Below are 14834 nucleotides of genomic sequence, written 5' to 3'. Positions count from 1 at the left end.
ATAATTAAATTCGTCTCGTTCAAAATCGAGGCGATAACGTAAAAATTATATTACGTTAAATACTCCTCTACTATTGTAGCAAACTCAGCGGGATTTTCCACATGAATTGCATGTCCTGCGTCATTTACCATCGCATGCTTGGCATTTTTTAATAACGCTTTCATTTCTAGTGCGATTTTACAAAATTTCTCATCGAGTGAGCCTGTAATTAATAGTACAGGCAATTCAAGCTTCTCCAATGACATCCAATTCGATGTCTGACTGCCTGTACCAATCCCTCGTAAGCTACCTGCTAAGCCTTCCTCCTTCTGAGAAAGTCGTTCTAATCGAATAGCTTCTTGTACACTATGTGATAAACGCTTTTGAGATTCAAACAAAGGAATGTTTTCCCACGCATTAACAAATGATAACAAACCGTTACTAATTATTTTTTCAGCTAGAGCGTTATCTCTCTGACAGCGTTCAGCACGCTCCTTAGTAGTTCGTAAGCCTGGAGAAGCGCTTTCTAAAATGAGCTTGTCAATACGTTCTGGGTAGAAGGTTGAATACGATAACGCAACTCTTCCTCCCATTGAATAGCCTAGTAGTGTAAATTTCTTGAGCTGTAGCTGGCCAAAAACTTCCTCTAAATCTTGGATTTGTTCTTGCATAGAGAAACGACTAATTTGTTGAGGTATAGCTGTTTGGCCATGGCCAATTAAATCAATGGCAATAACTCTTACACTTGGCAGAGCTTTCGCTAAATTTCGCCATGTAGCTGTACTACCTGTAAAACCGTGCAATGCAACGAGTGTTTGCTCCGCTTCTTCATTCCAGATTTCTACGTATGTTTCAAGCCCTCGAATCATTAGCTTTGCCATGCTTTTAACCCTGCGTTTATGCGATTCCATAACGCACGATGCGCATATACATTTTCCTCACGATTCGTGAAAATTTCTATTAAGCGCATTGGTCGTTTTTTCATCGTAGTAAACTTTACTGATAGCTCTGAAATATCATCTACTCGTATATAATCCATATCGTACATATTGGCAATATCATTGAATTTAAGGGCTGTAGGCGTACCAAATAAATCTTCATAATGCGCCTCAACTGTAGATTGTGGTAAATAAGAGAAAATACCGCCACCATCATTATTCATAACGATTATTGTCAAATTGCATTCCTGATATCTTGAAGCAATGAGACCGTTGACATCATGTAAAAAGGCTAAATCGCCAATAAGCAGGTAGGTTTCACGGTTATTCCCTTGACTAAAGCCCATTGCAGTTGATACGACACCGTCAATACCATTCGTTCCACGATTCGCAACAATCCGAATATCCTTCGGTGTCGCCATTAAAAACGTATCAATATCACGCACTGGCATACTGCTACTAACAAAAATATCACTGCCATTCGGAATCAATTTTAGTAATCGACTTACCATTGCACCCTCATCAATCGCACCGTCAGCATAATGTTCAATATACTCAAGTGCAATATCATTAGCATCCTGCCACTCAGCTAAATACGCTGTTTCTAGTGCTGTTTCAGAGATTGCTAATTGCGTGAGCCACTCACCAACATTAGCATGAACAAAATGAGTAGACACACCTGTAGAATCACGGAACATCGGATCTTCATCGACAACAATATAAGCATCGGGCTGACATTTCGTAATAAATTGCATGATAAATTTAGAAACAGGCTGTGCTCCTAAACGTAGCACCGTATCTGGTTCAACTAATGCTTTAAAATCTTCACTTTTCATAATGGCATCATACGTCGTGATCATATAAGGCAGACAATCTTCTGGGACAGACGACCGCATATTAGATAAACTCTCGACAATGACCGGCCATTTTAATTGGCGAATAAAGTCCCACATAATTGTTAAATCTGTACCGAGTGCTAGCTCACCAATAATAATAAAACCTCTTTTGGTTGCACGTAAAATGTCCGATAGCTCTTGTTGAGTCTCCTTTGAAGGTACTAACTGACCCATACTGCTCTGCTTAAATATCGCTTCTGGAAGTTCCTCTTGAAAATCAATCAACAAAGGTTCTCTGAACGGTACATTAATATGCACTGGTCCAAATGGTGCGCTCATTGCCACTGCCACCGCACGTGCAGTATGACGCTCAATAAACGGCAAGGTTGGTGCGGCACCATCTGCCAAAGGGAAATCCACGCTCCATTTGACATTCGTACCATATAAATTCGGTTGATTAATAGCCTGAGGTGCACCTACCTCTCGCAATTCATGAGGACGATCAGCTGTAATGACGATTAACGGTACACGAGCATAACTTGCCTCAACAATGGCAGGAAAATAGTTTGCCGCAGCTGTTCCCGATGTACATAAAAGAACAACAGGTTTTGCTGTAGCCTTTGCAATTCCTAGCGCAAAAAAGGCAGCTGATCGTTCATCAACTTGACGATACATATGAAGCTGTTTCGTTGAAGCAAATGCATAAGCTAAAGGTGTCGAACGTGAGCCAGGGCTGACAACAACGTTTTCAACACCAGCTTGTACTAGTGATGCTACCATTTTATAAACATAATCCGTTAAAATTTTCCGTTCACTCATGTAATTGTCCTCCTAGCGCACGAAGCATTGGACGGAATTTTACTAATGTTTCCTCATATTCAGATTGTGGCTCTGAATCTGCTACAATACCGCCACCAGCATATAAATAAGCTTTGTCCTTAAGTAAAGCAGCCGAACGAATGGCCACTGCAAATTCCCCATTGCCATCAGCATCTACCCAACCAATTGGAGCAGCGTAAAGCCCACGATTCATAGGCTCATACTTACGTATAGCTGCCATTGCCTCTTTCCTTGGCACACCGCCTAAAGCTGGCGTTGGATGCAAAGATTTTGTCAGTTGTAATATTGTTGCCTCATTATTTAACTGACCTTCAACAGGTGTATATAAATGTTGTATATCTCTAATTTTTAGTAAGCGTGGGCCATCAGGTATTGTCATCTCTATACAATTTTTACGGAATGTTTCCTCAATCATATCGACAACATATTGATGCTCGCCACCATTTTTCGAATCATTTAATAAGCTTTGTCCAAAGGCTTCATCTTCCTCTGCTGTCTTACCACGTTTAATAGAGCCTGCCACACAAGATGAAAAGGCTCGTCCCTCTTCTACTTTTACAAGACGTTCAGGGGACGCACCAAAGAACAATAATTGTTGACGTTCTAAACCAAATAAATAGCTCTCTGGCTGCTCATGAATAATTTGTGAGAGTACCTGTGGTGAAGAAACTTGTTCTTTAAATTGCAATGCTAGTGAGCGTGCAATAACGACTTTATCTGCTTTCTTCTGCTTAATCAATGCTGTTACTTGGTCAATCGAAGCTAAATACGGCTCCTTGTATGGCTCAAAGTAACTTGTGATTTCAGGCTTTGAATACGTTTTCACTTCTTTTACTTGAGCTGCATGAATTAAATGATCTCGCTCTTTACGTAACGCTTCAAATTGAGATGCTGCTTGCTCATTTTTTGAAATAAGATGAATACTTACAAACGCTTTGTCATCACGAATAACAAGCTGGTAAGTTGCAAGTGCAAAATAAGCCTCTGGAAAGTCTGTCCATTCCCCAGTTACTTCATTTTGTGGATCGAATGTAAAGCCGCCAAACAAAATTGGCTGTAGCTCGGTTTGTCCCTTCACACAGTTTTTCGTTAAATTTTTCCACTCTGCTTCTACAGCATCGAAGCGATCATTTTTGGCGTTATTTTGAATTGTATAGGCATGTCCTAGCCCTACTAATGTCATCGTTTTTTCTCTATTTTGCCAATAAAATCGTTCACCTTTATAATGCTCCTCGCCCGCTGCATAAAATGCGAGCGCCGATAAGCGACTAACTTCAATTGTTTCCATATAAAAATGAAGGCTTTGGCCCAAAGAGTCCACTTCTACCTCTGTGGCTTGGTACCACTTCTGTTGCATGAAAATTACCTCCGTTGTTGCAATGTACATAATGAATGATGCATGTTTTGTACTCGTTCTTAGTAGACGTTTTAACAAATGTCATCCAAACTTTTGGTGATGAACTTTTTCTTTAGAACAATTGACCAAAACTTTGTAGAATGACATGAGCATTTGTACTTTTTCGCATCATATTTTTTCTTAAAATAGCCGTCATTTTTTATTTGCTAGCCTATTCTTCGTACTGTTGCTATTATCTTAATGATTGTTTTCAGTTCATAAATGCATGTTCTATTGTATCATTTTTTTTAACTTCTTTCAGCAGAAGACTCCCTCCTCTATAGGTGGTGAAATGAATGCGGATTTAAGCTACTCTTCAGCGGGTGTCCAAACAGCCGCTGAAAGAAGTTAAAAGCCTCCGGCGGATGTCACGTAATCGGAAAGGAGTTCTTTGTGCAAGCACAAAGCCGATTCCGGACGCAATTATGCCAAGGCATAATTGATCTGAACTGTATGTAATAAGCTGTGAACCTATCCATTTTCTCATTCTTCGTATAAAATAAGAATAGTCTACAACATTCGAAGGAGAGAAAGACCTTATGACCAAAGTCATTGAAGCTGATAGGGGTTTTAAAGTTTGGTGGCATTTAACACGTCCACATACTTTAACCGCTTCATTCGTTCCAGTATTTTTAGGAACAGCGATTGCTTTAGCAATTGAAAAACAAACAATTGATTTTGGACTATTTTTTGCTATGCTCATTGCAAGTATGCTTATACAAGCAGCAACAAATATGTTCAATGAATATTACGATTACAAATTAGGATTGGACAATGAAAATTCTGTCGGTATCGGCGGAACGATTGTGCGTCACGGTGTTCAACCAAAAACAATTATGATGATTGCCTTAAGCTTTTACGCAATCGCTATGCTGCTAGGCATTTACATATGTGCCTCAACCTCTTGGTGGCTTGCTGCTGTTGGGCTTGTTTGTATGCTTATTGGTTTTTTATATACTGGCGGACCATACCCAATAGCCTATTCACCATTTGGAGAAATTGTATCTGGCGCTGTTATGGGAATGGGAATTGTTTTAATCGCATTTTATATTCAAACGCTTACTGTGACATTAGACGCTGTTTTGCTTTCAGTACCGAGTATGATTTTAGTTGGAGCTATCATGCTGTCCAACAATATCCGTGATATCGTTGGCGATACAGAGGGTGGTCGAAGAACGCTTGCTATTTTAGTAGGTCGAGATAATGCCATTTCTGTACTATCTGGCTTTTTTATCGTTTCATATTTATGGGTAATTGCTCTTGTAGCAATTGATGGAATTACTTTTTGGGCTCTAATCATTTTCTTAAGCGTTCCAAAACCGCTTCGTGCAATCCAAATTTTCCGCGATAAAAAAGAAGCGAAAGAAGTTATGCCTGCGATGAAATTTACAGCGCAAACAAATACATTCTTCGGCTTCCTCTTAGGAATCGGTTTATTAATTCAATATTTCTTTTATTAATATTAATCAATTATGGCTCGACATAATTGATTAAAAATGCAGCAGCTTTAACGGGCTGCTGCATTTTTTACATAGCATCTAAAATTTTCACTTGCAATACCTCGAACTTCTTCGGTTGAAAAATGTTCACGTAACGCCTCTAACAAATTTTGTACCTCTCCTGCGTGTGCTAATCCTTTTACAGTTGCATCTATTCCATCGAAGTCTGAACCTAATCCAAGGTGCTCTACCCCTACTATATTCGCTAAATGCTTCATATGCGCTACTAAATCATCTATTGTAGCATTGTCATGGATAAAAGGCGGGTAGTAAACAACATGAATATGCCCTCCATGCTCGACAAGTGCTTTTGCCTGCGCGTCCGTTAAATTTCTTGGATGATCACAAATCGCACGTGCATTGCTATGACTCGCAATAATATGCTTCGCTAGTGGTAAGACATCCCAGAAACTCTGTTCATTTAAATGCGAGACATCGATAATAATATCTCGCTCATTTAGCAAGTCTATAACCTCTTTACCAAATGATTTTAAACCAAGGCTTGCATCTTGATCAGCACCGTGGGCCACAGCATTTTCTTCATTCCACGTTAAGCCGACTAGCTTCACTCCTGCATCTAATATTGCAGAAAGCTTTGCTAAATCTTCACCGATTGGACCACAGCCCTCTAAGCTCAAAATTGCACCAATTTCATGCGGAGCTAAAGCATCTAATTGCGACCAATCCGTAATATGCACCATGCCCTCAGTTTGTAATACATGTGAATGGAAGGCTTCAATTTGCCGCACTGCTTCTAAAAATCGCATACTTTGCGGAATTTTAGGATTAATAAAAATAGCAAATACTTGTGCCTTAACACGCCCTAATTGTAATCTCTGTCGATTAGCTTGCAAACGTACATCATCTTCAAATTTTGCCGCTTCTAAAGTTGTTAATTTCAAAAGAGCATCGCAGTGTAAATCAATTATGTCCATATCCTCACCCCATACAGCTATTATACTGCCTGTGAGCGAAATTGCTTACTAACTTTTATCTTGAGGTGTATCAGAAGAGCCAAATTCCTCAAGTTCTATGAAATCATCCGATCTTGGCGTAGAAGACAACACATCTTCCTCTACTGGCCTTAAATTTTCTTCTTTATGCTCTGCGTGCTCAACACATGTCAATGCTTTCGGCATAGCTTCTAAGCGACCAATAGGAATCTCTTCACCACATACAGCACATTTACCATACGTACCGTCCTCCATCGCTTGTAGTGCAGCTTTTATTTCTTCAGCATCGTCACCCCGGTGCTCGTCAATCGCCATTTCCGTTAGCTGATCTGTTAGATCACTCGCATTGTCAGCTGGATGATTATCATAATTAGATAGCTCTGTCGCTTGTGGACGCTCGGATTCCTCAAGTCGCTTCTCTATTTCCTGTAATTCTTGCTCTAACTGCTTTCTTAATTTTTCCATTACTTGTGGGTTCAAAAAAATCTCCTCCTCATGCCTTCATTTTTTCCTAAATTAATATTTCTAAAACATGAAAGCATGTGGATGAATCACTTATTTTTTTATCTTCATTCAGTACATTTACGCCAGAGTATAATTGATGATGGCATCATGTAAAAATTGTGCTGCTCCTTTAGAAACACGCTCATCGTAATATGCTGAAAAGCGTTCATCCGCTATATACATCTGAGCTATACCTGCATGTGCCTCTTTAGAATATTGTGACCATGTAAAGCAAAGCCAACGCTTATGAAGCTCTGCAACCTCCATTGCCACATCGTTGTTCGTATCGCCGATTTCCATCGCTTCTTTTAAACGATTAAATAATTGCTGTTCTAGTTGTTGCATTGCTTCATACTGTTCCTCTGTCATATTCATTACCTTTGCATTCGATGCATCAACTGTTTTATCACCATATTTTGCACGAATTTCTTGACCATATTGCTTTTCATTTTCCTCGATTAACTTCTCTTTTAGTCCATTAAATTTCTCTTCATTTGCCATCGGTTGTTCCTCCTCAATTGATTGAATAGTTTTTTCTACTGTTTGTAATATCTTTTCCAGCTGCTCCTTGCGTTTCAGTAAAGCAGTACGATGTGTTTTGAGTGCCTCTGTATGTTGAAAATCAGGCGCTTTAATAATTTCCTTAATGGTTGCTAGCTTCATATCTAATGCTCTATAAAATAAAATTTGCTGGAGCATATCAACTTCAAACTGTCCATAAAATCGATAGCCAGCCTCATTCGTTCTTGCAGGCTTTAGTAATTCAATTTCATCATAATAACGCAGTGTTCTTGTGCTAACCCCGGATAATTGAGCAAGCTCTTGAATTGTATATTCCATATTTTTCACCTCCATTAATGCTACTGTAAATGTTTACGCAACGTTAAGGTCAAGAAGAAAATTAAGAAAAAACGTTAGGTTGATTTCCGTTCCGACTGGCGCTCGATAATCCAACCCAGTAAATAAAAAAAGCAAACTAGAACGTTTTATAAACACTAGTTTGCTTTTTCTTTAAAATCAATTATGCCTCGGCATAATCCGTTGGGTTTAGGCCAACAAAAGTTTTTTGTGCGAAAGCGCAGCGCCAGCAACATAGTTCTCTGTGCGTATGCGTAGCGACAGGTACAGATGTTTGGACATCCACTGCAAGAAGTTAAATTTTTGCATACTTGCCATGCCACACAATATTTCTATAGTTTTCTACATCTGTGTCACCTTCAGTGTTAATAAACAACACTCGAGAATTTTCATCTAATTGTAATGTTTCCTTCAGCTCTGTATATTGCTCATTCGTCATCAATTCATAAAAACATCCAACTGGGGCAGCTCCCGATTCTCCAGCAATAATTCGTGCATCTGTCGCTAGTGGATGTCCTAAAATGCGCATACCTATTGCAGCAACTTCTTCATCACAGCAAATACTTACCTTCGTATAAGTCTTTAACAGGTCCCAAGCAAGTGGATTCGGCTCACCACAAGCAAGACCTGCCATAATTGTTTGCATCTCTCCACCGACCGTTACAAACTGGTCATCTCCTGCTTTAAAGCTTTCATAATAGCAATTCGCTACAAAAGGCTCAACTAAGACAAATGTAATTTCTTGCTCATAGTATTGTTGTAAGAAAGCTACAACGGCCCCTGCAAAAGATCCAACTCCAGCTTGCAAAAATACATGGGTAGGTGCTTTTTCCAACTGTAGAGCAGCTTCGTTTATTAGTGTTGTATAGCCTTGCATTATCCATAATGGAATTTCTTCATAGCCTTCCCACATCGTATCTTGAATAACGACCCATCCATTTTCTGTTGCTAGTTGTGATGTATAGCGAACGGTATCATCATAATTCATTGTTGTTATTTCAGCATATGCACCTTCTTTTTGAATATTTTGGAGGCGCTCCTCTGCACTACCAGCAGGCATATAAATGCGTGCTTTCAAACCAAGCTCTCTAGCAGCCCATGCCACTCCTCGACCATGATTGCCATCTGTCGTTGAAATAAACGTTACGTCCCCTAACTGCTCCTTTACCTCTGGTGATTTAAGCTGGTCAAACGATAGCTCATCAATATTTCTATCTAACTTTTTAGCAACGTACTGCCCAATTGCATACACGCCACCAAGTACTTTAAATGCATTTAAGCCAAATCGATAAGATTCATCTTTTACCACAATACTTTGTACCCCTACGAATGATGCAAAAGAATTTAAGCATCGTAATGGCGTACTTTCAAATTTCTCATATGTACGCTGAAATTTACTAACGCGATTTACTTGTTCTGGTGAAAAATGACGTAGAAAAGGTACTACTTGTTCTACATTCTTCTGTAACAAATATTGTTGGTTGTTAGTCCACAATAATTTCCCCATCTATATCCCCCTAGTTTTTGTACTATTTTCATCTTAGCTTATAGATTTGCAAAACAAAACTATATTACATACTTTAGTAAAAAAAGAAAAATTTGAATCCTTTTGATAGGATATATCGTATATTTACCAACATATTAAATAGGAGGTATATAATGGATAATTCATATAAGATAGCGATAATAGGAGGAACAGGGAAAGTAGGAAGGCATATAGCTGCTCAAGCCATACAAAAAGGATATCATGTTCGGATGCTTGTTAGAAATCCTGAAAAGTTACTGTATAAAAATGATGCAATTGAAATAGTGAAAGGACAGGTACAGGATATAGAAAACATCCGAGAACTTCTTAAAGATAGTCAAGTTGTTATTAATACATTTGGTCAACCAACGAAAGAGGAACCTATATATAGCAAAGTTACAAATAATATTTTTAATGTGATGAAAGAATTAAACATTAGTCGTTATATAGGTGTTTCAGGTGGTTCTCTAACGATTAAAGAGGACGAAAAAAGCATAATGAATCGTTTAGGGGCAAAGATATTTGAAGTTTTCCTTTCAAAAATGATGCAAGATAAAAAATTGGAATGGGAATATTTATTAAATAATAAACAGATCAAATGGACACTAATTAGATTACCATTTGTAAAAGATAGCTTAATATCCAGTCAGATAAAGGAAAACCTGACGGATATGCCTGGTACAAAAATTACGAATCAAGATATAGCCACTTTTATCATTGATCATATTGATAATACAAAATACGTGCATAAAGCACCGTTTATCTCGCATTAGTGGAATCGCAATAAAAAGATAGAAAATAGCATGCTGAGGATATATCCAGCATGCTATTTTTTTATTAAAGATAAATTATCTTTGTACTGTAATTGTTTGAGATATGAAATCTAATTTATTCCCATTGACATCCATAATGTCATTACGAGGTGAAGCTTGAATCGTAACACTTCTGCCGTTTTCAAATAAATAGCTATTCTGAGGTATTGTAATTAATACTCTATCATTACCTTGTGGATAGGTAGTTGCTGCTACCGAAGAACCATTCACAGTAATATTAAAATCCAAATTATTAACGTTTATTACTGGTTCACTGAAAACAAGCTCTAATGTTTGTGAATTACTAACATTAACAGTTACAACCTTTGGTGCATTATTTTCTTTAAGGTTAATAGATGTACGCACCTCATCAAATGGTTCCATAGAGTTTGCTGCTCTTAAGCCTTTAATCGTGAAGTTGCGTGTGCCATTAAAATAATTTGAATCTTTTTTCAATGTGAGCTTAATACGATTTAAATTGGATCCCTCTACAACTGCACTTTCTACCTGAGCATTATCAATACTATAATTTTGAACATTTTGAGCAAGAGCTGGATCAACAGGATAATTGAAATTTAAATAAACAATATTATTATCTTTAATAGAATAATCTGTTGCAGATGTTTGAATTGCATTGTATTGCGATAAAGCTAATTTATTGCCATTTATATTTAAATCACCGTTACGTGTAAATTTAACGTTTGGCACTTCAGTGACTGGCACACCGTATAAATTAGTAACATTATATAAATTTAATTTGCCGTCGTAAAGAGCTCCCTTTGTATCATACATGCCTAACAGTCCTGCCATTTTAACACGTAATTTCGTAGGTTGATCTTTTACAATCTGAATATCACTTTGAGGTCCTCTTGATACCTCATATAAAATGTAATTATTGACGAATTTCCCAGTAAATGACGCTTTAGCGTTTACGCCTAACTGTACTGGCTTATCGAAAGTTAATTGTAAATATTCTACACTATCACCGTAAACAATTTCAGAATTCATTAGCGCTGGCGCTTTGTCATCTCTTATAAAGTTATACGCTGTTGAGAACGTTGCCGTTTCACCTGATAAGTCGGTTATTACACGACTAGAAGCTGTCCCAATCGTTGTAATTCCTTGAAGCGAGCTTTTTGGATCCACCGTAACATTAAATAAACGACCATTTTTAGGATCTTTCTCTACAGAATTCACAGAAATTGAAGTCTGGCCGCTTTTCACTGAAAGGTCATATGAATAAAGTGGTTGAATCTCCTCTGAGAACAATAGCTGGAACGTATTTGGTCCAGTTTGTGTAACAGAAGATAGTGTCGGCGGAACACCATCCTTATCTCCCTTTTTCACTGTTACAGTAGAAGGGTTCGGTGAAATTATATTCCCTGCCATATCTGTTGCCGCTACGAATGTAATTTGAACAGCTGTACCAGGCGCTAAATACACACCATTCATTGTTGCAGCTGATAAGTCAAATGTTGCTTCAGTTGAGTTTTGCTCAATGCTTCCAACTACATTCGATACCTTTGTACCATTTGCTAATGTAAATTGAATGCGCTCATTTGGAAATGCTGCCATTGGCTTAGAAAACTGCACTTTAACGATTGAAGAATTTTTTCCTTGCGTTGTGCCTAAAATCGTAGGCGCTTGTGTATCTCCAGCAATAACAAAATTCGCATCTACTTTTTGAAGCACTGTGCCCTTTTCCGCTTTGATGTTACTGAACACATAACGATGTGTACCTTTTAATGGTTCATTCATTGTAAAGATGATTGATTTTTTATCAGCACTGATTTCTGTTTTTATAACCGATAGTGCTCTTAAAGTATCGACATTAGAGAAAGCTACAACATTATCCTGTAATTTCCCATCTGCTTTTATCACAGAAAGTGGATCAATCGCTTGGTTGAAAACAACTTTAATCTGTGAAGCATTAATACCCTCAATTGATTGTACATTTAACTCATTTACTTCATATGTAACAACAGCGGAATATGGCTTGTCATTAATTTTGAAATCTACCTTCGTTTCCACATTTTCAGTAAGCGGTGTCGCTAATGTTACCTTATGGCTTGTCCCATCTGTTAATGTTACCTGTAGTGTTTTTGCATCTATAACTTTAACTGTTTGGATGGACACTTCAGGCCCTCTTACCATTTCACCGATATTCGTCATTGAACGATGTAAAAATGACGAAAATTGACCACGTGTTAGTGTTTTTTTCGGATTAAATGTCGTTACATTTGTAATTTTTGCATATTCTAATGCGATGATAGCCTCATGATTTTCTGGTGAAGCTACTTTTAAATCTGTAATAGATGATTTAAAGTTTTCTTTTTTATACATTGCAATTAAATCGATATCGTAAACTTTTTCAATTGCACGTACTAAAATAGAAGCCATTTGTTCGCGCGAGATATACTCGGAAGGTAATAACTTATTGTTAGTCCCTTTGAAAATACCATTATCATTTATAAGCGCTGCATACTGTAGTAATTCTTTATCTTTTGAAGATGTAGGCATGTCTGTAAAACGTACTTTTTTATTGTAGTCTGCTGGCACTTGGAAGTGTTCTAATACTAGCCATTTCCCTAAAAATTTCGTTACATTGCCTTTCGTAAGGACCCCGTTTGGCTTAAATGAACCATCTGGATATCCAGCTACAATTTTTGCATCTGCTAGTGCCAAAATGGCCTCTTTATGGTCACTTTTTGCTATGTCTGTAAAATTAGCCGCACTTGCAGTAGGAACAACTGCTGCAGCAATTAAAGCAGCAGAAGCTGCACTCATAATCCATTTACTCTGCTTTTTTTTCACATTTATTACCTCCTATGAATTCTATTCATTCCCATTATAAAAGAAAGATAGATATATTCCAAAGGATATACCAATATTATGACCATTTACCATGGATTATTTGTCCAATTCAATAGTGAACACAAAGCAAATACTAAATATATTAATTTTTTCTAAATGAATTGCCTAATTTTATTGTTTTATTTATGAGAGGGACGCGGATCTTAAGGTTGTTTTTTAGCTTTTTAGAAAGTGTAGAGCCAAGGCCAAATGAAGGTTATACACGATTATCTCTAAACGTGATAAGCAGAAGAATAATGATTTCAGTATGACCCGTACGGGATTCGAACCCGTGTTACCGCCGTGAAAGGGCGGTGTCTTAACCACTTGACCAACGGGCCAATGGCGGAGAAGGAGGGATTTGAACCCTCGCGCCGGTTACCCGACCTACACCCTTAGCAGGGGCGCCTCTTCAGCCTCTTGAGTACTTCCCCACAAAAAAATGGCTCCGAAGGCAGGACTCGAACCTGCGACAACCTGATTAACAGTCAGGTGCTACTACCAACTGAGCTACTTCGGAATAGTGGTGGGCCTAAATGGACTCGAACCATCGACCTCACGCTTATCAGGCGTGCGCTCTAACCAGCTGAGCTATAGGCCCTTGGAGCGGGTGATGAGAATCGAACTCACGACATCAGCTTGGAAGGCTGAGGTTTTACCATTAAACTACACCCGCAAATATGGAACCGCTACACCACGGGACCATTTTGGTTGCGGGGGCCGGATTTGAACCAACGACCTTCGGGTTATGAGCCCGACGAGCTACCACTGCTCCACCCCGCGTTAATAATATATTCTTTTCGAGTTTTTCAAGCACCATTTAACTATAAAATGGAGGAGGTAGAGGGATTCGAACCCCCGCGCGGTGTTACCCGCCTGTCGGTTTTCAAGACCGATCCCTTCAGCCAGACTTGGGTATACCTCCGTAATATTATATAAATGGTGGACCTTGCAGGACTCGAACCTGCGACCGGACGGTTATGAGCCGTCTGCTCTAACCAACTGAGCTAAAGGTCCTTTAAGATGGCGGCAGAGGGGATCGAACCCCCGACCTTACGGGTATGAACCGTACGCTCTAGCCAGCTGAGCTACGCCGCCAGGATCTTTATACTGGTTATCTTTTATGGTGGAGCCTAGCGGGATCGAACCGCTGACCTCCTGCGTGCAAGGCAGGCGCTCTCCCAGCTGAGCTAAGGCCCCATAAAATGGTCGGAATGACAGGATTCGAACCTACGACCCCTTGGTCCCAAACCAAGTGCTCAAAATGGTGCCGAGGGCCGGAATCGAACCGGCACGGTAGTCACCTACCGCAGGATTTTAAGTCCTGTGCGTCTGCCAGTTCCGCCACCCCGGCACATTTGGAGCGGAAGACGAGGTTCGAACTCGCGACCCCCACCTTGGCAAGGTGGTGTTCTACCACTGAACTACTTCCGCATGTGCATAAGATTTATTTATCCTGGCAATTATGAAATTTTAAAAATGGTGCGGGTGAAGGGAGTCGAACCCCCACGCCTTGCGGCGCTAGATCCTAAGTCTAGTGCGTCTGCCAATTCCGCCACACCCGCATATTTTGTTGGCAATTTAAATGGTGAGCCATGAAGGACTCGAACCTTCGACCCTCTGATTAAAAGTCAGATGCTCTACCAACTGAGCTAATGGCTCAAAATGGTGCCGGCGATAGGAGTCGAACCCACGACCTACTGATTACAAGTCAGTTGCTCTACCAACTGAGCTACACCGGCAAATGGTGGAGGATGACGGGCTCGAACCGCCGACCCCCTGCTTGTAAGGCAGGTGCTCTCCCAGCTGAGCTAATCCTCCTGGGTATTATGCCTAGCGAC

10 protein-coding genes and 16 tRNA genes are annotated in these 14834 nt (G+C 39.3%); 2 read left to right on the top strand and 24 right to left on the bottom strand.

The features are described from left to right. Positions 1 to 50: 50 nt before the first annotated feature. From menH to PVA17_RS14075, 3 genes are read right to left on the bottom strand one after another with little or no spacing between them, the layout of a single operon-like run. Positions 51 to 860 carry a 2-succinyl-6-hydroxy-2,4-cyclohexadiene-1-carboxylate synthase gene (menH, locus tag PVA17_RS14085; RefSeq protein WP_132364616.1) on the bottom strand — a complete coding sequence of 270 codons (810 nt, stop codon included), beginning with the start codon at positions 858 to 860 and terminating at the stop codon, positions 51 to 53. Continuing rightward, on the bottom strand, positions 848 to 2572 hold the full coding sequence (gene menD, locus PVA17_RS14080) for a 2-succinyl-5-enolpyruvyl-6-hydroxy-3-cyclohexene-1-carboxylic-acid synthase (protein WP_132364618.1): 1725 nt from the start codon (positions 2570 to 2572) through the stop codon (positions 848 to 850). The genes menH and menD overlap by 13 nt, the downstream gene beginning before the upstream one ends. Beyond that, a complete protein-coding gene (locus PVA17_RS14075) occupies positions 2565 to 3950 on the bottom strand; it encodes an isochorismate synthase (RefSeq protein WP_274068036.1) in 1386 nt (461 codons plus the stop codon). The genes menD and PVA17_RS14075 overlap by 8 nt, the downstream gene beginning before the upstream one ends. 578 nt (positions 3951 to 4528) lie before the next feature. Between PVA17_RS14075 and PVA17_RS14070 the strand changes: the two genes are divergently transcribed. After that, positions 4529 to 5449: a 1,4-dihydroxy-2-naphthoate polyprenyltransferase gene (locus PVA17_RS14070; RefSeq protein ID WP_132364620.1), complete on the top strand. Its 921-nt coding sequence runs from the start codon at positions 4529 to 4531 to the stop codon at positions 5447 to 5449. A 47-nt stretch (positions 5450 to 5496) separates the two neighbouring features. Here the strand turns inward: PVA17_RS14070 and PVA17_RS14065 are convergent, their stop codons facing one another. The 4 genes from PVA17_RS14065 to dpaL all read right to left on the bottom strand — a co-directional run bounded on the left by PVA17_RS14065 (position 5497) and on the right by dpaL (position 9310). Then, positions 5497 to 6423, bottom strand: coding sequence for a dipeptidase (locus PVA17_RS14065; protein WP_132364622.1), 927 nt, complete (start codon positions 6421 to 6423; stop codon positions 5497 to 5499). 48 nt (positions 6424 to 6471) lie between these two features. After that, entirely contained in the window at positions 6472 to 6921 is a 450-nt protein-coding gene (locus PVA17_RS14060; protein ID WP_132364624.1) for a TraR/DksA C4-type zinc finger protein, read from the bottom strand. 102 nt (positions 6922 to 7023) lie between these two features. Then, on the bottom strand, positions 7024 to 7785 hold the full coding sequence (locus PVA17_RS14055; protein WP_274068035.1) for a MerR family transcriptional regulator: 762 nt from the start codon (positions 7783 to 7785) through the stop codon (positions 7024 to 7026). 313 nt (positions 7786 to 8098) lie between these two features. Then, on the bottom strand, positions 8099 to 9310 hold the full coding sequence (gene dpaL / locus PVA17_RS14050) for a diaminopropionate ammonia-lyase (RefSeq protein WP_132364628.1): 1212 nt from the start codon (positions 9308 to 9310) through the stop codon (positions 8099 to 8101). Positions 9311 to 9462: 152 nt separating this feature from the next. Between dpaL and PVA17_RS14045 the strand changes: the two genes are divergently transcribed. Continuing rightward, on the top strand, positions 9463 to 10101 hold the full coding sequence (locus tag PVA17_RS14045) for an NAD(P)H-binding protein (protein WP_132364630.1): 639 nt from the start codon (positions 9463 to 9465) through the stop codon (positions 10099 to 10101). 75 nt (positions 10102 to 10176) lie between these two features. On the opposite strand, the gene PVA17_RS14040 is transcribed toward PVA17_RS14045, so the two are convergent. The 17 genes from PVA17_RS14040 to PVA17_RS13960 form a co-directional block, all read right to left on the bottom strand. Next, a complete protein-coding gene (locus PVA17_RS14040; protein ID WP_132364632.1) occupies positions 10177 to 12954 on the bottom strand; it encodes an S-layer homology domain-containing protein in 2778 nt (925 codons plus the stop codon). 308 nt (positions 12955 to 13262) lie between these two features. Next, positions 13263 to 13334, bottom strand: a tRNA-Glu gene (locus PVA17_RS14035). Positions 13335 to 13336: 2 nt separating this feature from the next. After that, positions 13337 to 13427, bottom strand: a tRNA-Ser gene (locus PVA17_RS14030). 9 nt (positions 13428 to 13436) lie between these two features. Next, positions 13437 to 13513 (bottom strand) — tRNA-Asn (locus PVA17_RS14025). Between the two features lie 4 nt (positions 13514 to 13517). Beyond that, positions 13518 to 13594: transfer RNA gene (locus PVA17_RS14020), tRNA-Ile, on the bottom strand. Position 13595: 1 nt separating this feature from the next. Next, positions 13596 to 13669: transfer RNA gene (locus tag PVA17_RS14015), tRNA-Gly, on the bottom strand. Positions 13670 to 13701: 32 nt separating this feature from the next. Next, positions 13702 to 13776 (bottom strand) — tRNA-Met (locus tag PVA17_RS14010). Between the two features lie 49 nt (positions 13777 to 13825). Then, a tRNA-Ser gene (locus tag PVA17_RS14005) sits at positions 13826 to 13918 on the bottom strand. A gap of 15 nt (positions 13919 to 13933) precedes the next feature. After that, positions 13934 to 14010 (bottom strand) — tRNA-Ile (locus tag PVA17_RS14000). A 7-nt stretch (positions 14011 to 14017) separates the two neighbouring features. Further along, a tRNA-Met gene (locus PVA17_RS13995) sits at positions 14018 to 14091 on the bottom strand. Between the two features lie 26 nt (positions 14092 to 14117). Further along, positions 14118 to 14193, bottom strand: a tRNA-Ala gene (locus tag PVA17_RS13990). 65 nt (positions 14194 to 14258) lie between these two features. Next, positions 14259 to 14347: transfer RNA gene (locus PVA17_RS13985), tRNA-Leu, on the bottom strand. Between the two features lie 5 nt (positions 14348 to 14352). Next, positions 14353 to 14427: transfer RNA gene (locus PVA17_RS13980), tRNA-Gly, on the bottom strand. A gap of 46 nt (positions 14428 to 14473) precedes the next feature. Next, positions 14474 to 14558, bottom strand: a tRNA-Leu gene (locus PVA17_RS13975). 21 nt (positions 14559 to 14579) lie between these two features. Beyond that, a tRNA-Lys gene (locus PVA17_RS13970) sits at positions 14580 to 14655 on the bottom strand. A 4-nt stretch (positions 14656 to 14659) separates the two neighbouring features. Then, a tRNA-Thr gene (locus PVA17_RS13965) sits at positions 14660 to 14735 on the bottom strand. Between the two features lie 3 nt (positions 14736 to 14738). Beyond that, positions 14739 to 14814, bottom strand: a tRNA-Val gene (locus PVA17_RS13960). Positions 14815 to 14834: the final 20 nt, after the last annotated feature.

The organism is Lysinibacillus sp. CNPSo 3705 (assembly GCF_028674935.1).
GTDB lineage: Bacteria > Bacillota > Bacilli > Bacillales_A > Planococcaceae > Lysinibacillus.
This window is presented reverse-complemented; position numbering and strand designations above follow the sequence as displayed.